This window comes from Acidovorax sp. SUPP2539 (genome assembly GCF_030158975.1).
GTDB lineage: Bacteria > Pseudomonadota > Gammaproteobacteria > Burkholderiales > Burkholderiaceae_C > Paracidovorax.
Genome location: NZ_BQXJ01000004.1, coordinates 317,034 through 340,090, shown reverse-complemented (window position 1 = coordinate 340,090; position 23,057 = coordinate 317,034). Strand labels below are relative to the sequence as shown.

General features: G+C 67.3%; 21 protein-coding genes and 1 tRNA gene. 4 read left to right on the top strand and 18 right to left on the bottom strand.

From position 1 onward, the window contains the following. Positions 1-39 precede the first annotated feature (39 nt). The 17 genes from AVTE2539_RS16215 to AVTE2539_RS16135 all read right to left on the bottom strand — a co-directional run bounded on the left by AVTE2539_RS16215 (position 40) and on the right by AVTE2539_RS16135 (position 18,494). Positions 40-115, bottom strand: a tRNA-Val gene (locus AVTE2539_RS16215). A gap of 18 nt (positions 116-133) precedes the next feature. After that, positions 134-406, bottom strand: a complete 273-nt coding sequence (locus AVTE2539_RS16210; RefSeq protein WP_007858657.1) for an HU family DNA-binding protein — start codon at positions 404-406, stop codon at positions 134-136. A gap of 348 nt (positions 407-754) precedes the next feature. After that, entirely contained in the window at positions 755-1,324 is a 570-nt protein-coding gene (gene pgsA, locus AVTE2539_RS16205) for a CDP-diacylglycerol--glycerol-3-phosphate 3-phosphatidyltransferase (RefSeq protein ID WP_284406258.1), read from the bottom strand. A gap of 54 nt (positions 1,325-1,378) precedes the next feature. After that, positions 1,379-3,427, bottom strand: coding sequence for an excinuclease ABC subunit UvrC (gene uvrC, locus AVTE2539_RS16200; protein WP_284412102.1), 2,049 nt, complete (start codon positions 3,425-3,427; stop codon positions 1,379-1,381). A 61-nt stretch (positions 3,428-3,488) separates the two neighbouring features. After that, a complete protein-coding gene (locus AVTE2539_RS16195) occupies positions 3,489-4,256 on the bottom strand; it encodes an aspartate/glutamate racemase family protein (protein ID WP_284412099.1) in 768 nt (255 codons plus the stop codon). Further along, complete coding sequence (locus AVTE2539_RS16190) at positions 4,253-5,071, bottom strand: M55 family metallopeptidase (RefSeq protein WP_284412097.1); 819 nt, start codon at positions 5,069-5,071, stop codon at positions 4,253-4,255. Before AVTE2539_RS16190 ends, AVTE2539_RS16195 begins: the two co-directional genes overlap by 4 nt. Before the next feature lie 10 nt (positions 5,072-5,081). Beyond that, positions 5,082-6,170: a P1 family peptidase gene (locus AVTE2539_RS16185; RefSeq protein WP_284412094.1), complete on the bottom strand. Its 1,089-nt coding sequence runs from the start codon at positions 6,168-6,170 to the stop codon at positions 5,082-5,084. Next, a complete protein-coding gene (gsiD, locus tag AVTE2539_RS16180; RefSeq protein WP_272568665.1) occupies positions 6,167-7,105 on the bottom strand; it encodes a glutathione ABC transporter permease GsiD in 939 nt (312 codons plus the stop codon). Before gsiD ends, AVTE2539_RS16185 begins: the two co-directional genes overlap by 4 nt. 43 nt (positions 7,106-7,148) lie before the next feature. Beyond that, on the bottom strand, positions 7,149-8,069 hold the full coding sequence (gene gsiC, locus AVTE2539_RS16175) for a glutathione ABC transporter permease GsiC (RefSeq protein ID WP_284412092.1): 921 nt from the start codon (positions 8,067-8,069) through the stop codon (positions 7,149-7,151). A 93-nt stretch (positions 8,070-8,162) separates the two neighbouring features. After that, positions 8,163-9,701 (bottom strand): glutathione ABC transporter substrate-binding protein GsiB, encoded by a 1,539-nt coding sequence (gene gsiB / locus AVTE2539_RS16170; protein WP_284412090.1) that lies wholly within the window; start codon positions 9,699-9,701, stop codon positions 8,163-8,165. A 97-nt stretch (positions 9,702-9,798) separates the two neighbouring features. Beyond that, positions 9,799-11,682 (bottom strand): dipeptide ABC transporter ATP-binding protein, encoded by a 1,884-nt coding sequence (locus tag AVTE2539_RS16165; RefSeq protein ID WP_272568660.1) that lies wholly within the window; start codon positions 11,680-11,682, stop codon positions 9,799-9,801. A 79-nt stretch (positions 11,683-11,761) separates the two neighbouring features. Further along, on the bottom strand, positions 11,762-12,769 hold the full coding sequence (locus tag AVTE2539_RS16160) for an isoaspartyl peptidase/L-asparaginase family protein (RefSeq protein ID WP_284398544.1): 1,008 nt from the start codon (positions 12,767-12,769) through the stop codon (positions 11,762-11,764). 92 nt (positions 12,770-12,861) lie between these two features. Beyond that, positions 12,862-13,818 (bottom strand): MurR/RpiR family transcriptional regulator, encoded by a 957-nt coding sequence (locus AVTE2539_RS16155; protein ID WP_284398546.1) that lies wholly within the window; start codon positions 13,816-13,818, stop codon positions 12,862-12,864. 241 nt (positions 13,819-14,059) lie between these two features. Further along, the gene (locus AVTE2539_RS16150; RefSeq protein WP_284412087.1) at positions 14,060-15,085 is read right to left on the bottom strand and encodes a Bug family tripartite tricarboxylate transporter substrate binding protein; all 1,026 of its coding nucleotides are present in this window, start codon (positions 15,083-15,085) and stop codon (positions 14,060-14,062) included. Positions 15,086-15,183: 98 nt separating this feature from the next. Continuing rightward, positions 15,184-16,161: a Bug family tripartite tricarboxylate transporter substrate binding protein gene (locus AVTE2539_RS16145; protein WP_502868932.1), complete on the bottom strand. Its 978-nt coding sequence runs from the start codon at positions 16,159-16,161 to the stop codon at positions 15,184-15,186. Positions 16,162-16,248: 87 nt separating this feature from the next. Further along, a complete protein-coding gene (locus AVTE2539_RS16140; protein WP_284412085.1) occupies positions 16,249-17,280 on the bottom strand; it encodes a hydroxymethylglutaryl-CoA lyase in 1,032 nt (343 codons plus the stop codon). Then, on the bottom strand, positions 17,277-18,494 hold the full coding sequence (locus tag AVTE2539_RS16135; RefSeq protein ID WP_284412083.1) for a CaiB/BaiF CoA transferase family protein: 1,218 nt from the start codon (positions 18,492-18,494) through the stop codon (positions 17,277-17,279). The genes AVTE2539_RS16140 and AVTE2539_RS16135 overlap by 4 nt, the downstream gene beginning before the upstream one ends. Positions 18,495-18,625: 131 nt before the next feature. On the opposite strand from AVTE2539_RS16135, the gene AVTE2539_RS16130 reads away from it, so the two are divergent. The 3 genes from AVTE2539_RS16130 to efp all read left to right on the top strand — a co-directional run bounded on the left by AVTE2539_RS16130 (position 18,626) and on the right by efp (position 21,362). Continuing rightward, entirely contained in the window at positions 18,626-19,525 is a 900-nt protein-coding gene (locus tag AVTE2539_RS16130) for a LysR family transcriptional regulator (RefSeq protein WP_272568647.1), read from the top strand. Beyond that, the gene (gene earP, locus AVTE2539_RS16125) at positions 19,522-20,637 is read left to right on the top strand and encodes an elongation factor P maturation arginine rhamnosyltransferase EarP (RefSeq protein ID WP_284412081.1); all 1,116 of its coding nucleotides are present in this window, start codon (positions 19,522-19,524) and stop codon (positions 20,635-20,637) included. The genes AVTE2539_RS16130 and earP overlap by 4 nt, the downstream gene beginning before the upstream one ends. 170 nt (positions 20,638-20,807) lie before the next feature. Continuing rightward, complete coding sequence (gene efp, locus AVTE2539_RS16120; protein ID WP_272552191.1) at positions 20,808-21,362, top strand: elongation factor P; 555 nt, start codon at positions 20,808-20,810, stop codon at positions 21,360-21,362. Positions 21,363-21,443: 81 nt separating this feature from the next. Here the strand turns inward: efp and AVTE2539_RS16115 are convergent, their stop codons facing one another. Then, entirely contained in the window at positions 21,444-22,001 is a 558-nt protein-coding gene (locus AVTE2539_RS16115; protein WP_284412079.1) for a helix-turn-helix domain-containing protein, read from the bottom strand. A 158-nt stretch (positions 22,002-22,159) separates the two neighbouring features. Here AVTE2539_RS16115 and AVTE2539_RS16110 point away from each other — a divergent pair, with 158 nt between their 5' ends. Continuing rightward, positions 22,160-23,050, top strand: a complete 891-nt coding sequence (locus AVTE2539_RS16110; protein ID WP_284412077.1) for a DMT family transporter — start codon at positions 22,160-22,162, stop codon at positions 23,048-23,050. Positions 23,051-23,057 lie beyond the last annotated feature (7 nt).

Genomic DNA, 23,057 nt, shown 5'->3' with positions numbered 1-23,057 from the left:
CAAAAGAAAAGGCGAACTCGCGTTCGCCTTTTTGTTCGGTGGTGGGTGCTGACGGGGTCGAACCGCCGACCTACGCCTTGTAAGGGCGCCGCTCTACCAACTGAGCTAAGCACCCCACCTTAAACAGAAACCATCAGTTCAGAGCATCCTTCAATGCCTTGCCTGGACGGAACTTCGGGACTTTAGCAGCCTTGATCTTAATCGTATCGCCCGTACGGGGATTACGGCCGGTGCGCGCAGCGCGCTTGCCCACAGCAAAAGTACCAAAACCGACGAGAGACACCGTACCGCCCTTCTTCAGGGTCTTCTTGACCGCCTCGATCGTGGACTCCAGCGCTCGCGCTGCTGCAGCCTTGGAGATGTCGGCGTTGTTAGCAATGTGCTCAATCAGTTCGGTTTTATTCACAAGAAGCCTCTCGGGAAAAGAGTGGATGGAATGTCTTTTGCAAATCTGGCCCTCCGACACGCGCCGTGCCCGACCGCAACGAAACGGCACATCAAGCAGGCGGGGAAGGGCTGACACTGGGGCAGATTCTGCTGTGTCAGATTAAAGCCATCGACTTTCCGGGTGTCAATACAGTGCGCCGTTTTACGGCAGCGTAGCAGCGAATTCTAGACGCATTTGTGAAGCGGGCCGGGGCTTCCAAAGGCTTTTTCTCAGGGCGTTGCGCCCATAGGCACATCCCGTATTGACAATCTGCTGGGCGGAATTTCCATGCTCGCACCACTCGTCAATGCGCGGTGCGATGTCCCATCATTTCTTGACCCGAGCGCGAATTTCCGGAAGCGCCTTTTGAAGGTAATACACCATCGACCACACGGTGAGCACCGCGGCAATCCAGATCAGCCATGTGCCCCAGACGCCCGTGTCGACAACGCCGAACAGCCGCCCGTCGTACAACAGAAAAGGGATCGCGATCATCTGCACCGTGGTCTTGACCTTGCCGAGCATGTGCACGGCCACGCTGCGCGACGCGCCGATTTGCGCCATCCACTCGCGCAGTGCCGAGATCGCGATTTCCCGCCCGATGATGATCATGGCAACGAAGACATCGGCCCGCTGCAGATGCACGAGCACGAGCAAGGAAGCACAGACCAGGAACTTGTCTGCCACCGGGTCGAGGAAGGCGCCGAACGACGAGGTCTGGTTGAGCTTGCGCGCCAGATAGCCATCCAGCCAGTCCGTCGCGGCGAAGATGACGAACATCACCGTCGCGATGAGGTTGCGCGTGGTCGGCTCCAGTGGCGCGTAGAACACCCCCACGATCAAAGGTATCGCGACGATGCGCGTCCAGGTCATGATGGTGGGGATGGTCAGGAACATGCGGCGATTGTGTCATGTCCGTTCGGCCACCATCGCCGAACGAGGCCAATCCAGTCAACGCAGCGCGCGATAGATCTCCTCGGCCAGATCGCGCGAAATGCCCTCCACCGTGATCAGGTCCTCCACGCTGGCCGCTGCGACCCCGCGCACGCCGCCGAACCGCTGAAGCAGCCGCGCCCGCTTCTTCGGCCCCACGCCCGGAATCTCTTCCAGTTGCCCCCCGCCCACACGCACCTTGGCCCGCGCCGCCCGCATGCCGGTAATGGCGAAGCGGTGCGCCTCGTCGCGGATCTGAGCGACCAGCATCAAGGCAGCAGAGTCCCGGCCCAGGTAGACCTTTTCACGCCCATCGGCAAACACCAGTTCTTCCAGCCCCACCTTTCGGCCCTCGCCTTTTTCAACGCCGACGATGCGGCTGAGGTCCAGGCCGAGTTCGGTGAACACCTCGCGCGCCATGCTCACCTGCCCCTTGCCGCCGTCCACCAGCACCAGATCGGGCAGCCGGGCTTGGCCTGGCGCGGGCTCCGCACCCCCGGCCTCGCGCTGTGCTTCCGCGACCTTGCTGTAGCGGCGCATGAGCACCTGCCGCATGGCTGCATAGTCGTCTCCGCCCGTGATGCCTTCGATCTTGAAGCGCCGGTACTCGCTGCTCTGCATTTTGTGGTGGTGGAACACCACGCAAGACGCCTGGGTGGACTCGCCCGCCGTGTGCGAAATGTCGAAGCACTCGATCGTGAGGGTATCGAGGTCCTCTTCGCTCAGGTCCAGCGCCTCGGCAAGGGCCCGGGTGCGTGCCTGTTGCGAGCCCTCTTCGGCAAGCAGGCGGGCCAGCTGGATGTCTGCATTTTTCTGGGCCATGTCCAGCCAGGCACGGCGCTGCTCCCGCGGCTGGTGCACCGCCGTCACACGCACACCGGTCTGTTGGGACAGCGCATCGATCAGTGCGCGATCGACCGGCTGGCTCACGACGAGCGCAGGGGGCACCGGCACGCCGATGTAATGCTGCGCGATGAAGGCCTCCAGCACCTGCGCCTCGACGGAACGCGCCGGCGCAGGGCGCGCGGCCTGAGCCGACTTTCCTTGATCCACCGTGGCGCCAGCCAATTCACCGCCCTGCCCGCCTTCAATGGAGGCGGCCTCACCTGGGGGCTCGGCGTCGTCCGCGCCCTCCTCTGCCTGGAACACGGCCGCAGCGTCTTCCACGTGCACGGGAAAGTACGCGCGGTCGCCCAGGTGCCGACCTCCCCGCACCATGGCGAGATTCACGCAGGCGCGCCCGCCCAGCACCTTCACGGCCAGAATGTCCACATCCTTGTCGGACACGGTTTCGATGGCCTGCTGGTGCAGCACGCGCGACAGCGCGGTGATCTGGTTGCGTACATCGGCTGCCTGCTCGAACTCAAGGCGGCCGGAATGCTCCATCATGCGGGCCTCCATCGATCGCAGCAGCTCTTGCGTCTCGCCCCGCAGCATGGCTTCCGCATGCGCGACATCGCTCGCATAGGCCTGGGGCGAGATCAAATCCACGCAGGGGCCTGTACAGCGCTTGATCTGGTACAGCAGGCAGGGCCGGGTGCGGTTGGCAAACACCGTGTCCTCGCAGGTGCGCAGGCGAAACACCTTCTGCAGCAGCAAGATGGTTTCCTTGACCGCCCAGGCCCCCGGGTAGGGACCGAAGTAGCGGTGCCGCTTGTCGATGGCGCCGCGGTAGTAGGCCATGCGCGGGAACAGCTGGCTTGGCGCCTCGCCGGTTCCGTCCTTGGCGGCCACGCCGGTGATCTTGAGATACGGATAGCTCTTGTCGTCCCGAAACAGAATGTTGTATTTCGGATTCAGCGACTTGATGAGGTTGTTTTCCAGCAGCAGTGCCTCGGCCTCGGAGCGCACCACCGTGGTCTCCAGCCGGACGATCCGGCCCACCATGTGGCCGATCCGCGTACCGCCATGGGTCTTGGTGAAGTAGCTGGAAACGCGCTTCTTGAGGTTGCGTGCCTTGCCCACGTAGAGCAAGGCGCCTTGCGCATCAAAATAACGGTAGACACCCGGCAAGGGCGGCAGCGCGGCCACCTGCGCGAGGAGTTCGGGGGAATGCACATCGGACATGGCGCTATTGTGGCCAGTCTCTGCGCCCCGTCGCATGCCGCAACGGCCAAGCCCTGCCGGATCAGTGCCCGGCGTGCCCTTCGTAGGCCTTGCGGGCCAGCGCCATGGCCAGGATTTCGGAAGGATCGATCAACGTCCAACCTTGCGCTTGCGGGGCCTGGGGCAAGGCCAGCGGAATTTCGGTGCAGGCCATGATCAGGGCGATGCCATCGCCATGGCGCCCACGCAATTGCCTGCCCACGCGCGTGAAACATGCCTGCGCCAACGCCAGGTTGCCGGCCTTGACCCCTTGGTAGATGCCCTGCATGAGTTCTTCACGCTCGGAGGAATCGGGAATCACGCATTCGATGCCATGGGCTGCCATGACGGTGTCGTACAGGCCCATGCCGTAGGTGCCTTGCGTGGCCAGCAGCGCCACTTGGCGGATGCGCCGCCGCTGCAATTCGGCGGCAGTCTCCCGCGCGATGTGCAGCAGGTCCACGGACGGCACCCGCTCCTGCAGCGCAGCGTGCCAGGCGTGCGCGGTATTGCACGAGATGGCCACGGCGCGGGCGCCCACGGCCGAGAGTTGCTGCAGCACCCGCGCCATTTCGTCCAATGGCTGCGGTGCGTTTGCATCGCTGAGCGCGCGGGACCGGTCCGCCACCGGGACCTGTGCCATCCAGTGCTCGGGGAATGCCTGGTCCTGAACCGCCAGGCCATGGTCCTGCAGCCAGCGCTCGGACGCCTTGAGAAACAGGCGGGCGAAATCCACGCCTGCCGCCGGTCCCATGCCGGCCAGGATGCCAACCTTCGCGGGCGTGCCAAAGGAATGCGGTTCGTCGTTCATCGCAGCATGCTCGACATGGCCGACAGGCAATTGACCATTCGCACGGCCGACTCGGTGTCGGGGGCCTGAAAGCGCACGGCGTCGGAGGCCACGCGCTCCAGCGTGGGCCACTGGCAGAACAGATCGGCCAGGGCAGGCGTCTGGGCCTGCACGTCCACCAGAATCTCGCCCTCGATGCGAAAAGGCGGCACGGCAGCGCAATCCTGCACCGCTGCCGCCACGCCCGCACGGATGGCCACGCAGGACTGCGCGGGCGACAGGCTGATGCCGCTCGTCTGGCCCGTCGCCCGCTTGGTCTGCACGAAACGGGCCCGGGGAAACAGCGGCTGGGTTTCCGCGATGAACACGTCGTCACCCGATCCCATGATCACCGGCGCCCCATAGGCGCCTGCCAGGGCGCCATAGATCCCCGCCTCGCCCAGTTCCTGGCCGTTGAAGGCAATGCGCGCAAAGGCGAAACTGTTGATGGTGTGGGCCAGAATACCGCGCCCCTGGGCTCGGGAGTGATAGCCGATGAGGCACACGCCGTCCATGCCCAGTTCCACGCCCGCCACCATGCTCAGGTAGCGGGGCTTGCCCTGGATGGCCTGCGCCCGCTCGTCCAGCAGGTCCGGCGGCATGTTCCGGAAACCGCCGTGCGAATCGTTCACGTAGACCTCGGAGGCCCCGGCATCGAAGGCGCCTGCGATCGCCGCGTTGGCCTCGGCCGCCATCAGGCGCCGCGCGCGCTCGTATTCGGGATTGCCGGGCCGCACCTGCTCGGGGTGGTAGACGCCCGCGACGCCTTCGATATCGACGGAAATGAGAATTTTCATGGAGGGGTCTTCAAGAAATCGATGCGGGCAGGCAGGGCAGCAACCCGCGCAATGCGGGGCGGTGGTGCCCATTCCGGCCGGTGACGGGCGTGGCATGCCACAGGGCATGGACGATGGCCTGCTCCACGCTGTCGGCCGCTGCCTGGAACAGGCCGTCCAGCAAGGTTTCGTGCAGCATCGGCGTGGCCGGCATGGGCTGGTCCGCCAGATGCGGCACGGTGTAGCCCGTGGAGAACGCCAGGGCGATGTCGCCGCTGCCATGGCCGTAGACCGAGCCGGTGCGGGCCAGTCCTGCGCCCGCGCGCAGTGCCAGGCGGTTCAGTTGGCGGGCATCCAGCGGCGCATCGGTGGCGAGCACCATGATGATGGAGCCGCGTTCGGTCTCCGCAGACTGTGCGCGCGCTCTGTCGTCCAGCAGGGTGGCCACTTCGGCACCGATGGCCTTGCCGCCCCACACCAGGTTCGGAAGCAGCCCATAGTTGGCCAGCACCAGTGCGCCGACCGTGCAGATGCCCCCCTGGCGCAGCGGCACCCGCCGCGACGCCGTGCCGATGCCGCCTTTCAGCTGGAAACTCGACATGCCCCGCCCCGCACCCACCGAACCCTGTGCCGCGCGCGCGCCGGCATTGCTGCACGCCGCCAGGTAGTCGCCGCCATCCAGGGCCATGCGCTGGATGTCGTTCAAAAAACCGTCATTGCACTCCAGCACCAGCGGATTGACCGTGGGCAGCGCCCTGCCCGTCTCCGGATTGGCCTCGATGCATTGGCGGATCTGCGCCTGGGCCATGGCACTGACGGAGAAAGTGTTGGTCAACGCGATGGGCGTCTCCAGCTGCCCCAATTCCGCAAGTTGCACCAAGCCCACGCTCTTGCCGAAGCCATTGATCACCGCCGCACCGGCCGGCACCTTGTGGCGATAGGGGTCCAGCCCATGCGGATGGATCACGGTGACGCCGGTCTGCACCGGACCGTCGTCGCGCGTCGCATGCCCCACGGTCACGCCCGCCACGTCGGTGATGGCATCGAGCGGCCCGGCCAGCAGGCTGCCGATGCGTGGCGGCACCAGCGCCGCCGTGGCGCCTGTCGAAGGCGATCTCATGACTGCCGGTCGATCTTCGGGTCGAGGGCATCGCGCAGGCCGTCCCCCAGCAGATTGAAGGCGAGCACGGTCAGGAAGATGGCCAGGCTGGGGAACAGCGCCACGTGCGGTGCGTTCACCATGTCCGCACGGGCCTCGTTGAGCATGGCGCCCCACTCCGGCGTGGGCGGCTGCGCGCCCATGCCCAGGAACGACAGGCTGGCCGCCGTGATGATCGAGGTGCCCACGCGCATCGTGAAGTACACGACGATCGAAGAGATCGTGCCCGGCAGGATGTGCCGCACGATGATGGTCCAGTCCGACGCACCGATGCTGCGCGCCGATTCGATGTAGGTCATCTGCTTGAGCACCAGCGTGTTGCCGCGCACCAGCCGCGCGAAGGCCGGCACGCTGAACACCGCCACGGCCACGATGACGTTCGTCATGTTGCTGCCCAGGATGGCCACCACGCCGAGCGCCAGCAAGATGCCGGGGAAGGCGAACAGCACGTCCGAGATGCGCATCACCACGCGGTCCCACCATCCCTCGTAGTACCCGGCCAGCAGGCCGAGGGTCGTGCCGATCAGGCAGCCGATGAGCACCGACAGGAATCCCGCCGCCAGCGAGATTCGCGCGCCCATCAGGATACGGCTGAAGATGTCGCGCCCCAGCGGGTCCACGCCGAACCAGTGGACGGCCGACGGCAGTTCGTTCAGCCTTTCGTAATCGAAAAAGCCTTCGGGGTCGTAAGGCACCAGGACCGGTGCCAGCACAGCCACCAGCACCAGCAGCAGCACGAAAGCCAGCGCCACCATGGCCACGCGCTGCTTCTTGAACTTGCGCCAGAACTCTCGCCAGGGCGTGCGGACCGCGCCGGAACTGGCGGCGGCAGGCGCCACCGAGGCGGCCGCCAGTTGCGCGGCATCGGGGGGCGTGGGGATGGAAGGCGTGGTCATACCGTCTCTTCGTGTTCGTGGAATGGGATGCAGGCCGCCGTGGTCACTTGTAGCGGATGGTGGGATTGATGAAGCCGTAGAGCATGTCCACCACGAGATTGATGAGGATGAACTCCAGCGAGAACAGCAGCACCAGCGTCTGGATCACGGGGTAGTCCCGCATGGTCACGGCATCCACCAGCAGGCGACCCAGGCCCGGCCAGTTGAAGACGGCCTCCACCACGATGGAGCCGCCCAGCAGGAAGCCGAACTGCAGCCCCATCATGGTGATGACGGGAATGAGCGCATTGCGCAGGCAATGCTTCAAGATCACGAGACGCTCGTTGAGCCCCTTGGCGCGCGCCGTGCGCACGAAGTCTTCCTGCACCACCTCGACGAACGACGCGCGGGTGAAGCGCGCCATCACCGCGGCGACGGCCGCCCCCAACGTGATGGAGGGCAGGATGTAGTGCTGCCAGCTTGCCGCACCCACCGTGGGCAACCAGCCCAGGTTGACCGAGAACACCTGCATCAGCACCATGCCCAGCGCGAACGCGGGAAACGAGATGCCCGACACCGCCAGCGTCATGCCCAGTCGGTCGGGCCATTGATTGCGATACACGGCCGAGATGATGCCGATGCCCATGCCGAAGATCACCGCCCAGACCATGCTGGTGACCGTGAGCGCCAGCGTGGGCATGAAGCGCTCGCCGATCTCGGCCGCCACCGTGCGGCCGGTGCGGATGGACTTGCCGAAGTCGCCCTGAACCATGCGCGTGAAGAAGTGCACGAACTGCTCGGGCAGCGGCCTGTCCAGGCCCAGGTCGTGGCGCACGACCGCGACGGCGGCCTCGTCGGCGTCCTGGCCCGCCGCCAGGCGCGCGGGGTCGCCGGGCAGCATGTGGACGAACAGGAACACCAGCACAGCCACGATCAGCAGCGTGGGCAAGAGTCCCAGCAGTCGTTTGAGAAAGTAGTTCAGCATGGGTGCGGCGCTGCGGTCGCAGCGATGTGTTTTTTGATGAAAACAGGAGCAGCCCGCGCGCGCCAGATCAGCGCGCGGAGCGGTCTTGTCCTGTTATTTCAGATCGATCTCGTCGCTGTTGATGTTGCCGTCGGGCATCACATGCACACCGGACAGGCGCTTGGCGTGGGCGTACAGCACGTCCTCCGTCACCAGCGGGATGCGCGGCAGGTCCTTGGCGAGCTGCTCCTGCGCGGTCTTGTAGAGCGCTTCGCGCTCGGCGCCGTTGGTGGTCAGCAGCGCCTTGGCGATGGACTCGTCCACCACGGGGTTGCTATAGAAGGCGTAGTTCGCCAGCTTCGGCGCCCACGACTCCGTGGAGAACAGGGGGCGCAACGCCCAGTCGGCCTCGCCAGTGGAGGAAGACCAGCCGATGTAGTACAGGCGCACCTTGGCGGTCTTGGGGTCGGGCCATGAATCCACCTGCTCGGCGCGCTGGCCGGGCTCCAGCGCCTGCACCGACACCTTGATGCCGACCTGCTGCAACTGCTGCTGGATGAACTGGATCACCTTCTGACTGGTGGTGTTGTTGTAGCCGCTCCACAGCACGGATTCGAAACCGTTGGGGTAGCCCGCTTCCTTAAGCAGTTCCTTGGCCTTGGCCACGTTGTAGGGAATGGGCTGCATCTTCACCGCGTATTCCACGCCCTGCGGCACGAAGCCCTGGGCCGGGAAGGCATGGCCGTTAAAGGCCACCTTGGCCAGCGCTTCCTTGTTGATGGCGTAGCCGATGGCTTCGCGCACCTTGGGGTTGTCATACGGCTTTTGCAGCATGTTGAAGGTGAGGAAGCGCTGGATGATCGACGGCGCGGACACCACCGTGACCTTGTCGCTCTTCTTGAGCGTGGCGATCTGCTCATAGGGCAGCGTGAAGGCGAAGTCGGCCTCGCCCGTCTGCAGCATGGCGGCGCGGGTGTTGTTCTCGATCACAGGCTTCCAGGTGACCTGATCGACCTTGGGATAGCCCTTCTTCCAGTAGCCCGCGAACTTCTTGCCCACGATGGCCTCGGTCTGCTTCCATTCGACGAACTCGAACGGGCCGGTGCCCACGGGGTGGAAGGCGATGTCCTTGCTGCCCCACTTGGCCAGCGCGGCGGGCGAGATCATCGCGGCCGAGGCATGGGCCAGCGCATTGATGAAGGGGCCGAAGGGCTCCTTGAGCGTGATGCGCAGCGTGGTCGGGTTCACGGCCTCGACCTTGGCGACGCGGTTGAACTGGTTGGCGCGCAGCAGGCGATTCTCGGGGTTCATCACGCGGTCGAGGGTGGCCTTGGCCGCGGCGGCGTTGAAGTCGGTGCCGTCGTGGAACTTGACGCCCGAGCGCAGCTTGAAGGTATAGATGAGGCCGTCGTTCGACACTTCGTAGCTCTCGGCCAGCACGTTCTTGACCTTCATGTCCTTGTCGAACGCGAACAGGCCCTCGTAGAAACTCTTGGTCACGGCCGTGGTGATGGTCGTGTTGGTGTTGTAGGGGTCGAGCGTCTCGGGCTGCTGGTAGATGGCCAGCACGGCGTTGCCGGCGGCCAGTGCGGAGCCGGACATGGCCAGGGCCAGCAGGCTGAAGGCGATGCGGCGGGTATAAGCTTTCTTCATGGGTGAACTCCGGTGTGGAAAAGATCAGGGGTTTTCAAAATGGATAGCTGCTTTCGCTTGTCAGGCAAGCGCTGAAGGTCGATCTGAGTTGGAAACGTCACCCCCCTTGCGGCGCCACGAAATGGCCGGGTCCCACCTGCACCATCGGCAGCACCACGGGCTCGTCGCCCACCGCGCGGATGGGGCTGGGAATGTCCCCCTCCAGCAGCGTGCGCCTGAGGTGCCGGCGCGCCGGGTCGGCGACGGGCACGGCGGACATGAGCTTTTTGGTATAGGCGTGCTGCGGGTTCTCGAAGATCGCGCGGCGCGGTCCGATCTCCACGATCTGGCCGAGGAACATCACCGCCACGCGGTGGCTGATGCGCTCGACGACGGCCATGTCGTGCGAGATGAAAAGAAACGCCACCCCCAGTTCGCGCTGCAGGTCCAGCATCAGGTTGACGATCTGCGCCTGGATGGACACATCCAGTGCCGACACGGATTCGTCCGCCACCACCACCTTGGGGTTGAGGGCCAGCGCCCGTGCGATGGCGATGCGCTGGCGCTGGCCGCCCGAGAACTCGTGCGGGTAGCGCTGCGCGTAGTCGCGCGGCAGCCCCACCTTTTCCAGCAGCCAGTCCACGCGCTCCTGCGCCTGCCGGCCGCTGGCCACCTTGTGCACCAGCAGCGGCTCCATAATCGAAAAGCCCACGGTCAGGCGCGGGTCGAGGGAGGCGAACGGGTCCTGGAAAATGAACTGGATGTCGCGGCGCAGCGCCTGGACCTCGCTCGTGGGCAGGTCCAGGATGTTGCGCCCACCGAACTCGATGGCGCCGCTCTGGCTGTCCACCAGACGCAGCAGCGAGCGGCCCGTGGTGGACTTGCCGCAGCCGGATTCGCCCACCAGCGCCAGCGTCTCGCCCGGATAGAGATCGAAGCTCACCTTCTCCACTGCGTGCACCCGGCGCTTGACGCGGTTGAACAGCCCCGAGCGCAGGTCGAAACGCGTCACCAGGTCTTTCACGCGCAGGATGGGCTGGGCCCCTGCGGGGCGCGTATCCACCGGGGTGGATTGCAGGACCGGCGCCGTCGCGGCATCGCCGGAAGGTCGCAGCAGTTCGAAATGCCGCGGCAGGTCGGTGCCCTGCATGGCGCCCAGTTTGGGCACGGCCGACAGCAGCGCCTGCGTGTAGGCATGCTGCGGGGCGGCGAAGATCTGGGCGGAAGGGCCCTCTTCCACCTTGTCGCCGCGGTACATGACCAGCACGCGGTCGGCCACCTCGGCCACCACGCCCATGTCGTGGGTGATGAAGATCACGCCCATGCGCATCTCCTCCTGCAGCTGGCGGATCAGCTGCAGGATCTGCGCCTGGATGGTCACGTCCAGCGCGGTGGTGGGCTCGTCGGCGATCAGCAGCTGCGGCTTGCACGACAGCGCCATGGCGATCATCACGCGCTGGCGCATGCCGCCGGACAGCTGGTGCGGAAACCGATCAAGCACGTTGCGCGCCTCGGGAATGCGCACCAGCTCCAGCATGCGCAGGGCCTCGGCGCGCGCCGCCGCCCGGTCCTTGCCCTGGTGGTAGCGAATGGACTCCGCGATCTGCTCGCCCGCCGTGAAGACGGGGTTCAGCGAGGTCATGGGCTCCTGGAAGATCATGGCCACGTCGGCGCCACGCACCGACTGCAGCGTGGCGTTGCTGGCGCGGCGCATGTCCAGCACCTGCCCGCTGCTGCGGCGCAGCGCGATGGAGCCGCCCACGATCTTTCCGCCGCCATGCTCGACCAGCCGCATCAGCGCCAGCGAAGTGACGGACTTGCCCGAGCCCGACTCGCCCACGATGGCCAGCGTTTCGCCCCGGTCCACGTGGAAGGACAGGTTGCGCACGGCGTCCACCGTGCGCTCGGAATTGGCAAAGCGGACCGTCATATCGTCCACGGCCAGCACGCGCTGCTCTGCAAGGGCCAGGGAGGTCGTCGCGCTCGAAGGGGTTGGGGTCATGGCAGGACAGGGATAGGAAATTCGGTCAGGCGATCAGGCAGCCAGTCGGTCGGTCGGTCGATGCATCGGCCCGTGGGCTTCATGCATCCGGCGTGCGGAAGATGAAGGACTCGGCCGCGTGGCCGACGCGGGCCAGCCCGCGGTACATGCCCTCGGTGTTGAACGGCAGGCACACGTTGCCGTGGCGGTCCACCGCAATCAGGCCCCCGGTGCCGCCCACGGCAGGCAGCGCGCCATGCACCACGGCATCGACAGCCGCCTCCAGCGAGGCGCCGCCGTAGGCCATGCGCGCACAGATGTCGTGCGCCGCGCTCACGCGGATGAAGGCTTCGCCATGGCCCGTGCACGACACGGCGGCCGTGCGGTCGTCCGCATAGGTGCCCGCGCCGATGAGCGGGCTGTCGCCCACGCGGCCGGGGCGCTTGTTGGTCATGCCGCCCGTGGAGGTGGCCGCTGCGAGGTGGCCCTGGGCATCCAGCGCCACCGCGCCCACGGTGCCCATCTTGCGGTCTTCGTCCAGCGCGCGGCCCGACAGGCCGGCCATTGCAGCGGCCCCGTCGTGGTCCAGCACCGCGCCCGACTGGCGGGCCTGCGCGGCCAGCAACTGGGCGCGCCGGGCTTCGGTCGAAAAGTAGTGGGGCTCGACCATGGCCAGCCCCGCATCGCGCGCCAGGCGCTCGGCGCCCTCGCCCGCCATGAGGACATGCTGGCCCTGGCGCAGCACCGCGCGGGCCGCCAGGATGGGGTTGCGCACGTGGCGCACGCCGGCCACCGCGCCGGCCGCCAGCGTGGCGCCCTCCATCAGCGCGGCATCCAGTTCATGGGTCGCATCGGCGGTGAACACCGCGCCATGCCCGGCGTTGAAGAGCGGGCAATCTTCCAACAACTGCACGGCCGTGCACACCGCATCGGCGGCGGACCCGCCCTGCTCCAGCACCGCCTGCCCGGCGCGCAGCACGTCCTGCAGCACACCGTGGTAGGCCCGCTCCTGCCGGGCGTCAATCTGCGCGCGGCTCAGCGTGCCGGCACCGCCGTGGATGGCGATCACCGGAACGGGACGGCCGGAAGGAGACGGAAAAACGGTCATGGAAGAAGCGGCGAAACCGGTCAGCGAAGTGGATGGGAACGAATCAATCGGCCAGGCGAAAGGCGATCGGGAGCGATGGATGCGGCCGCCGTTCAGGCGCGGCCATTGCCCTTGGCAGCGGGCTTCCTGGCGGCGGCGTCGGCCGAGCGTGGCGCCAGCCGCGTGCGCGAGCTGTCGTGCAGCCAGGGCAGCACCGCCTCGGTCATGCGCGCCGCAGTCTTCACCGACTCCTTCGCCTGGTGCGCCACGGCACTGGTCAGCGCCTCGATCATGGCCAGCGCCGACGATTCGGAATTGGCCGCGTACTGGTTTTCGGTCTGCGCGAACAGGCAGCCGTGGGCGAAGGGCACCAGGGGCGACTGCAGCCCGTCGGTCAATGCCAGCACGCGCACGCCGCGCTCGAAGGCGCCCTGCGCCAGCACGACGGTGTCGGTCAGGTAGCGGGGGTAGCTGATGGCAATGAAAAGGTCTTCCTCGCCCATGCGAGGCAGCAGCCGCGCGCCGTAGGAAGCACCCGCCACCCCGGCCAGCAGGTGCACTCCGTCGCAATGCGCATCCAGCCCGCGCTGCAGCAGCCCCGCGAGCCAGCCGCTGGCGCCGAAGCCGGCGAGATAGATGCGCCGCGCCCCCACGATGGCCTGCACTGCGGCCTCGCACGCGGCCGGGTCCAGGGCCTCACGCGTGGCGGCGATGTTGCGCTGGCTTTCCTCCAGCGCGGCGGCGAACACGTCGCCAATGCTGCTGGGCTTTTCCAGCTTGATGCGCATCTTCTCGATGGGCGCCAGCATGGCTTCGAAACCGCGCACCAGCTCGGCCCGCAGCATGGGGTAGCCATCCAGGCCGATGGCCCGGGCGAAGCGGTTGGCCGTTGCGATGGAAACGCCCACCGCCGCCGCGAGTTCGTCGATGGGCATGGTGGCCGCCTGCAGCGGGTGGGCCAGCACGTAGTCCGCCATCTGCTGGTGCGACCGGGTGAGCGTGGGACGCACCCGGCCGATGCGGATGGCGATCGTCGGGGCTTCGGTGCTCGGGTCGGGAACAGCGGACATGGGACAGGTGTCGGGTGGGAAAGCGTTCAACCGCTTTTGATAAAAAATTTACAACACCGTCATATTAAAGAAAAAATTCAATCATTCAAAGAATTTTTACAAGCGCATGACGCGCCCGTGTACGGCAACCCTCCCGTTGTCTCGGCGCACCACGAAGCGCAAAAGCAAAAAGCCCTGCGCGCTGCGCAGGGCTTCGATGGCTGGGGGGACCTCAGAGGGTGGCCCGAGGGGCGAGGAACGATCAGTCCGCCTCGATCTTGGAAGCCCTGACCACCTGTGCCCAGTTGGCCAGATCGGCCTTCACCCGCTCGGCGAGCGGTTGCGGTCCCTGGTAGTCGGCGGTGGCGCCCTGCTCCAGGGCCTTTTGCTGGAATGCGGGGTTTTGCACCACGGTGCGCACATCGGCCACCAGCTTGTCCACCACCGCCTTCGGCACATGGGCCGGGGCGAACAGCGCGAACCACGACGTGGCATCCACCTTGGGGTAGCCCGCCTCGGCGGTGGTGGGCACGTCCGGCAGGCTGGCCAGGCGCTGCTTTCCGGTGACCGCCAGCACGCGCAGCTTGCCGGCCTGGATGTGGGGCATGAACGGTGGCGCGGTGCCGAAGGTCAGGTCCACCTGCCCGCCCAGCAGGTCCTGCAGCGCCGGGCCGGTGCCTTTGTACGGCACGTGCACCATCTTCACGCCGCCCTGCTGCTCCAGCATGGCACCGGTAACGTGCTGCAGCGAGCCGTTGCCGGACGAGGCGTAGTTGAGCTTGCCGGGATGCGCCTTGGCGTAGGCGATCAGATCGGCCAGCGTCTTCACGGGCAGGCCGTCGCGCACGACGATGATCTGCGGCGCCGACAGCACGTTCGCGATGGGTTGGAAATCGCCCGGCTCCCATTGCTTTTGCCGGGTGAGCAGCGGTGAGATCACGTGATAGCCCGAGTACTGCATGAGCAGCGTGTATCCATCGGGCTCGGCCCGCTTGACGGCACCGGCGGCGATGTTGCCGTTGCCGCCGCCCTTGTTGTCCACCACCACCGACTGGCCCAGCACCGGGCCCAGGGCCTGCGCGAGCATGCGCGCGGACAGGTCCGTGGTGCCACCCGCGGCGGTGGGCACCACCAGGGTGACCGGCTTGTTCGGATAGCCGCCCTGCGCCCAGGCGGGGCCGGCGAAGGCCGCAGCCAGTGCGACGGCCACCGTTGCCAGGCGGCGGGATGCGCAAGGGGTGGTCGGGGTGGTCGGGGTGATCGTTGTCGCTGTCGCTGTCGTTCTCATGCCATGTCTCCTTGGTTTTTTGAAATTCAAAAGAAAAAAAGCCCTGCGGCGGCGGGTCGCGCCCCGCCCTCGGTCCGCACGGGCCGGTCGGCCTGCCGTCAATCCAGCTTGGCCCCGGTGTCCTTCACCGCCCGGCCCCAGCGCGCGAGGTCGTCCCGCACCAACGCCGCCAGCTGGGCCGAGTTGCCCTTGTAGGGCTCGCACCCCACGGCGGCGAGCCGCTCGGCCACGTCTTTCTGCTCCAGCGCCTTGGCCACCTCGGCCTGCAGCCGCGCGACCACGGCGGGCGGGGTGCCAGCCGGCGCGAAAAGCCCGTACCACGGTGTCTGGCCGAAACCCGCCAGCGTCTCGCCGATGGTGGGCACGTCCGGCAAGGCCGCCACGCGCCGCGTGTTCACCACGCCCAGCACCTTGAGCTTGCCGGCCTTGATGAAGGCGATGGAGGACGGCAGGCTCTGCACCGACAGCGGCACCTGCCCACCCACCACGTCCGTGGCCGCTGCGGCGGAGCCCTTGTAGGGCACGTGCTGCAGCGTGATGCCCGCGGTCTTTTGCAGCATCTCGCCGATCAGGTGGTTGAGCGTGCCGTTGCCCGCCGAGGCGATGGCGTACTGGCCCGGGTGGGCCTTGGCCAGCGCCACCAGCTCGGCCACGTTGGACGCTGGAAACGCCGGGTTCGCCACCAGAACATAGCCCGCCGTGGCCAGCGGCGCCACCGGCTCGAAATCCTTCACCGGATCGAACCCGGTGTGCTGGTAGAGCCAGGGGTTGATGACCTGCGCGCTGTCCGCCGTGAGCAGCAGGGTGTAGCCATCCGGCCGGGCCTTGGCCGCCGCAGCCGTGCCCACGTTGCCGCCTGCGCCGGGGCGGTTGTCCACCACCACCGGCTGGCCCAGTTGTTCCGACAGCTTTTGCGCCACCACGCGGGCGATCGCGTCGTTGGCGCCACCGGCCTGCTGCGGCACCACGAGGGTGATCGCGCGCTGGGGGTAGCCCGCCTGCGCCAGGGCCGTGCCCGCCATGCCGCACAGCAGCGTGCCCAGCGCCGCGCGGCGCGAGAGTGAATGCGTGTCCATCCTTTTTGTCTCCTTGGGTTTTTGTCGATGCATCGCGCCGCGCCGGCCCGCGGGCCTTCCCGCAGGAAAGCCGCTGCCGCCCGGCGTTCAGGCGGCTTCGCGCGCCCGTGCCCGTTCGCGGATCGCCTCGAAGCCGTCCGGCACCGGGTGCAGGTCCAGCCGCCGCCCCGCCTTCACGATCTGGCTGGGAATGTCGTGGCCGATCAGCCCGGGCAACCGGGCCGCCGCGGCGATCAGCTGCGAAAGATCCACGCCCGTGTCGTAGCCCATCCATTGCAGCGCGTGCGCGATCTCCTCGCTGCACACGTTGCCCGACGCACCCGGCGCATAGGGGCAGCCACCCAGGCCGCCGAGCGACGCGTCGAAACGGTCCGCCCCCGCATCGATGGCGGCGAGCACATTTGCCAACCCCATTCCGCGCGTGTTGTGAAAGTGCAGCGTGAAATCCACCTCCGGCCAGCGCGCCCGGGCGGCAGCGGTGAGATGCGCCACCTGGGTCGGATACGCCATGCCGGTCGTGTCGCACAGGGTGATGCCGCGCACGCCCAGGTCGGCGAAGCGCTGCACCCAGCCGAACACCTGCGCCTGCGCCACATCGCCTTCCATGGGGCAGCCGAACACGCACGACAGCGACACGTTCACCGCCACGCCCGCGGCCTGGGCGGTGGCCACCACCTGCGACAGCGCCGCGAACGATTGCGCGCGCGCCATGCGCAGGTTGGCCAGGTTGTGCGTCTCGCTGGCCGACATGACCAGATTCAGCTCGTCGGTGTGCGCCTCGATGGCGCGCTCGGCGCCGCGCACGTTGGGCACCAGCGCGCTGTACACCGTGCCGGGGCGCCGCACGATCTCGCGCATCACGATCTCGGCATCGCGCAGCGCCGGTATCGCCGTGGGCGAAACGAATGCCGTCACCTCGATCTTCGACAGGCCCGCCGCCGACAGCGCATCGACCAGCGCGATCTTGTCTGCCGTGGGCACGAAGGCCTGCTCCATCTGCAGGCCGTCGCGCGTTCCCACTTCCTGAAGGTGGATGCGGCGGCCATTGCCGTTCCACACGCCGGCCCGGGCTTCGCGCGTCTCATCCGCTCCGTTCGACGGGTTGCGAGTCGCGGTCATTGGATCACCCCCTTGCTGCGCAGCAGCGCGATCTGTTGGGCGGTCAGGCCCGCCTCGGCCAGCACCGCATCGGTGTCGTCGCCCAGGTGCGGCGCACTGGAGCGGATCGTGCCCGGCGTGCCCGACAGCTTGGGCACGATGCCCGGCACCTCGACCACATAGCCGTCGCGCGTGGTCTGCGGCAGCAGCATGTCTCGGGCGCGGTAGTGCGGGTCTTCGGCGATGTCCTGCGCCGTGTACACCTTGCCAGCGGGCACGCGGGCGGCGCCCAGGCCCTCCAGCACTGCCTGCACGGTGCGCCCGGCCGTCCATTCGCCGATGGCCGCGTCGATCTCCGCCACCCGGGCCACCCGCCCGGCATTGCTGCCCAGGTCGGGCGCCGCCGCCAGATCAAGCCGGCCGATGGCGTCCATCAGCCGCTTGAAGATGCTGTCGCCATTGCCTGCCACCAAGACCCAGCCATCGGTGCACGGATACGCGTTGGACGGCGCGATGCCGGGCAGCGCGCTGCCCGCCGCGTCGCGCACGGCACCGAAGGCGCTGTACTCGGGAATGAGGCTCTCCATCACGTTGAATACGGCTTCGTGCAGCGCCACGTCGATCACCTGGCCTTTGCCGCCATTCACCTTGCGGTGGTAGAGCGCCGTCAGCACGCCCACGGCGCCGTGCAACGCCGCCAGCGTGTCGCCGATGGAGACGCCCACGCGCACCGGCACGCGGCCGGGCTCGCCCGTCAGGTGGCGCAGGCCGCCCATGGCCTCGCCGATCATTCCGAAGCCCGGCAGGTCGCGGTAGGGGCCGGTCTGCCCATAGCCCGAGATGCGCAGGATCACCAGCCCGGGGTTGAGCGCATGCAGCGCCTCGGGCGACATGCCCCAGTCCTCCAGCGTGCCGGGGCGAAAGTTCTCGATCAGCACATCGGCCTCGGCGATGAGCCGGCGTGCGATGTCCTGCCCTTCCGGCTGGCGCAGGTCCAGCGCCAGCGAACGCTTGTTGCGCGACTGCACCTGCCACCACACCGAGGTGCCTTCCTTGATCAGCCGCCAGTTGCGCAGCGGATCGCCCGCGCCAGGCGCCTCGATCTTCACCACATCGGCCCCGAACTCGCCCAGCGTCTTGCCGCAAAACGGCCCGGCGATCAACTGGCCCATCTCGATCACCCGCACCCCGGCCAGGGCGGCGGGGGCTGCTGTCGTATCCGTCGTCGTCGTCATTCCTGTCGCGTCCCTTCGTTCGAATGGCGCGGATCATGCCGTGGCCCCCGCCCACCGCAAAACCCCGATGCGCGACGCCGCCATCGCAAACCGGCATGGCCGGCTGCCCGGCGGCAGTACCATCGGCGCCCATGAAGCTCGACCCGGTTTCCCTGCGCCTGTTCGTGGCGGTGATGGAAGAAAACGCCATCGCCCGCGCCGCGGCGCGCGAGCACATCGCCCCGTCGGCCGCCAGTCGGCGCCTGGCCGAGCTGGAGGGCACCCTGCAGGTGGAGCTTTTCAGCCGCAGCAACCGGGGTACCGAGCCCACCGACGCGGCGTATGCGCTGCTGAACATGGCGCGCGGCGTGCTCAACGAACTCGATGGCATCGCCCTGCAGATGCGCGACTTTCGCGCCGGGGTGCGGGGCCACGTGCGCGTGGTGGCCAACATCTCGGCCATCACCCAGTTCCTGCCGGCCGAGCTGCCGGCCTTCATGGCCGCGCACCCGCAGGTCCAGGTGCGGCTGCAGGAGCAGATCAGCAGCGCCATCGCCCATTCGGTGGCCGAGAACGCCGCGGACGTGGGCATCCTCAACCACGGCAGCTACGGCGAGCGCGTCGCCCTTCTGCCCTACCGCACCGACGAACTGGTGCTGATCGCCCCCGCCGGCCATCCGCTGGCCCGGCGGCGCTCGGTGCGGCTGGCCGACGCCCTGCCGTTCGACTTCGTGGGCGTGCACCCGGGCAGCGCCATCAACAACCAGCTCACCCGCGCGGCGGCCGAAGCCGGCCTGCCGCTCAAGCTGCGCATCCAGGTGACCAGCTACGACGCGCTGTGCCTCATGGTGTCCGCGGGCCTGGGCGTGGGCGTGCTGCCCCGCGGCAGCGCCCAGCTGTACCGCGCGACCCTGGCCCTGCGGCCCATCACCCTGGCCGAGCCGTGGGCGCACCGGCAGCTGTCGCTGTGCGTGCGGTCCGGGGAGCCGCTGTCGCGCGTGGCGCAACTGCTGGTGGAGCATCTGCGGGCGCCGGCCGGGGGCGGCGCATGAGCCCTGCGCACCCCGTGGCCGCCCCCCTGCGCTGGGACCTGTTTTGCCAGGTCATCGACAACTACGGCGACATCGGCGTGTGCTGGCGCCTCGCCGCCGACCTGGCTGGGCGGGGCCACGCCGTCCGCCTGTGGACGGACGACGCCACCGCGCTGGGCTGGATGGCCCCTGCCGGCGCACCGGGCGTGCAGGTCCTGCCCTGGCCTGCGCAGGCCCCGCCCGACGGCGCGGGCGACGTGGTCATCGAGGCGTTCGGTTGCGAGATTGCTCCTGATTTCATAGCATCCATGGCATATTCCACTAGGGCATCAGGCCAAAACCGCCTTTGGATCAACCTGGAGTACCTCAGCGCCGAAAGCTATGTGGAGCGCAGCCACCGCCTGCCCTCCCTGCTGATGTCCGGCCCCGGCGCGGGCTGCACGCGCTGGTTCTTCTACCCCGGATTTACCCGCCGCACGGGCGGGCTGTTGCGCGAACCGGGGTTGATGGACCGCCAGGCCGCCTTCGACCGCGCCGGCTGGCGTGCCCGCCATGGCGTGGCGACCGGGGCCTTCGCCGTTTCGCTGTTTTGCTACGAGCCACCCGCCTTGCCTTCGCTGCTCGACCGGTTGCGGCAGCATGCCGGCGCCCATTTGCTCGTCACCCCCGGCCGCGCAACGGCAGCCGTCCAGGCGCTGGAAAATCAGGACCCAAATGGCTTACAGCGCAATCAAGACGCCGGCAGTCTGCTATCGATTTCATACCTCGCTCCCTGCCCCCAGCCGGCGTTCGACGAGATGCTGTGGGCCTGCGATTTCAACTGCGTGCGCGGCGAGGACTCGCTGGTGCGCGCCCTGTGGGCCGGCCAGCCCTTCGTGTGGCACATCTATCCCCAGGACGACCAGGCCCACCATGCCAAGCTGCACGCGTTCCTCGACTGGCTCCAGGCGCCGACTTCGCTGCGGCGTTTCCACGCGCTGTGGAATGGACTCGAACAGGACGGCCCCCTGCCCGCCCTGGACGCCGCCACGCTGCAGGAATGGCGCGCGACCGTGCAGGCAGCCCGCGCACGGCTGCTCGCGCAGGACGATCTGTTGACCCAACTGCTGGGGTTCGTTGCCGAAAAAAGCTAAAATCCACGGTTTTGCGCCAACCCAAGGCGGCACTTTCTGACGAAGTGACCGGCCGGCGCATCCCGCCGCGGAACATGCGCTGGCGCTCGGACCTTGCGCTGCACCTCTCAGGCAGCGCCCGCAGCGCCCCGGCGCGTAGAGCGGCTTCAACCCCAGCCCAGCAATCTGCTATGAAAATCGCTCAAGAAATCCGCGCCGGCAATGTGATCATGCACGGCAAGGACCCGATGGTCGTCCTGAAGACCGAATACGCACGCGGCGGCCGCGGCGCCGCCACGGTCCGCATGAAGCTCAAGAGCCTGATCGGCAACTTCGGCACCGAAAACGTGTTCAAGGCCGACGACAAGATCGACAACGTCATCCTGGACAAGAAGGAGTGCACCTACTCCTACTTCGCCGACCCGATGTACGTCTGCATGGACACCGAGTTCAACCAGTACGAAGTCGAAGCCGAGAACATGGGCGACGCACTGAACTACCTGGAAGACGGCATGACCGTCGAAGTGGTGTTCTACGACGGCAAGGCCATCTCGGTCGAACTGCCCACCAGCGTGGAACGCGAAGTCACCTGGACGGAACCCGCCGTCAAGGGCGACACGTCCGGCAAGGTGCTCAAGCCCGCCAAGATCGCCACCGGCTTCGAAGTGCCCGTGCCCCTGTTCGTGAGCCAGGGCGACAAGATCGAAATCGACACCCGCACGGGCGAATACCGCAAGCGCGTCTGATCGATCCGGATCGAACTTCGATCCCCAAAGGGCACCCGCTTCGGCCGGTGCCCTTTTTCATTTCCGGTGGGCCAGGCCATGTCATGTGTGCTCGATCAGCATGACCGCCGTCGTCTGGGGTTCGAGCGCTTCGAACACATGCGTTTCATCCGCCGAGTAGCTGGCATAGTCCCCCGGGCCGAGTTCCACCAGATGGCCGACCGGCCCTAGACGGGCGCGTCCACTGCACAGGACGACGTGCTCCAACGTGCCCGGCAAATGGCGCTCGGAAGTCCTGGGTGCGCCGGGCTGGACCGTCAGGCGATAGAGATCGCGCTGCACGCCGGCAGGGCACACCGCCAGCAGGGTCGCCGCGTAGTTCGCCTGCTCCGAAGCCAGCGCCACCCCCTCATGGGCCCGGATGACCTGCACATGGGTTCTGGGCTGAGCGATCAATTGCGTCACTTGCACATTCAGCGCCGTGGCGAGCGCCCAGAGCGTTTCCAGGCTCGGATTGCCGACGCCCGCCTCCAGTTGGGAGAGCGTCGATTTGGCGATGGCCGCCCGTTTGGCGAGTTCGGATACGGACAGGCCGAGGCGCTCGCGCTCGCGGCGTACGGCCGCAGCCAACAGGCGGATGGGCGAGGGAATGGTGGTCACGGGATGGTCATCCTATATCGTCAAAAAGAACAATCGTTCGTCTTGACGAACGATTCCAGCCAGTTCATCATACCGCTCATTCGTTCTTTTTAAAGAACAGCCCGCATCATTCCGACCCCTTGCCCAGGCGACTGGGCAATCCACACAGGCAACGATCCATGCATCCGAAAACGGCAGGGACGCTGGAGATGACCACCGCCATGGTCATCGCCGGCACGGTGGGCTGGCTGGTGCTGCAGACCGGAATGCTTGCCGGCGCAGTGGTCTTCTGGCGCTGCGCTTTCGGTGCCGCGGCGCTGCTGATGCTCTGTCTCCTTCCGGGCCAGCCGGCGCGATGGGACATCGGCCGCAGGCAAGCCGGCATGGCCGCACTCGGCGGCATCGCCCTGGCGGCCAGCTGGGGCCTGCTGTTTGCCGCCTACTCGCACGCATCCATCGCGATTGCCACGGTGACCTACCATACCCAGCCCTTCATGCTGGTGGTCCTGGGGGCGCTGTTCTTCGGAGAAAAGCGGACCGCGTCGCAAGCGGGTTGGCTGGGCATCGCGTTTGGCGGCCTCGTGCTCATCGTCGTCGGTGGTGGACAGTGGGGCGCGCCGCCCTCCGGCTACCTGGAAGGCGTCGGACTGGCACTGGCCGCCGCGTTCTTCTACGCCATGGCGGCCGCGATCACCAAAAGGCTGAGCGGCGTGCCGCCCCGCCTGATCGTCCTGATCCAGCTGATCGTCGGCACCCTGCTTTTGCTGCCGTTCGCCCAGGCCCCGACGGGCGGATCGACGCTACCCACCTGGGGTTTGCTGCTGGCGATCGGATTCATTCACACGGGCCTGATGTCCACGCTCCTGTACAGCGCCATCCAGAAGCTATCGACGTCGATGGTGGGCGTTCTGTCGTTCATCTATCCCATCGTGGCCATCGGGGTGGACGCGTGGGCCTTCGGCCATCGGCTGAGCCCGATGCAGGTCGGTGGCGCCGTCGCAATCCTCATGGCCGTGGCAGGGATGAACTTTGGATCGCGCATGGCCGCACGCCACCCAGCGCCGCGATAGCCTCGCG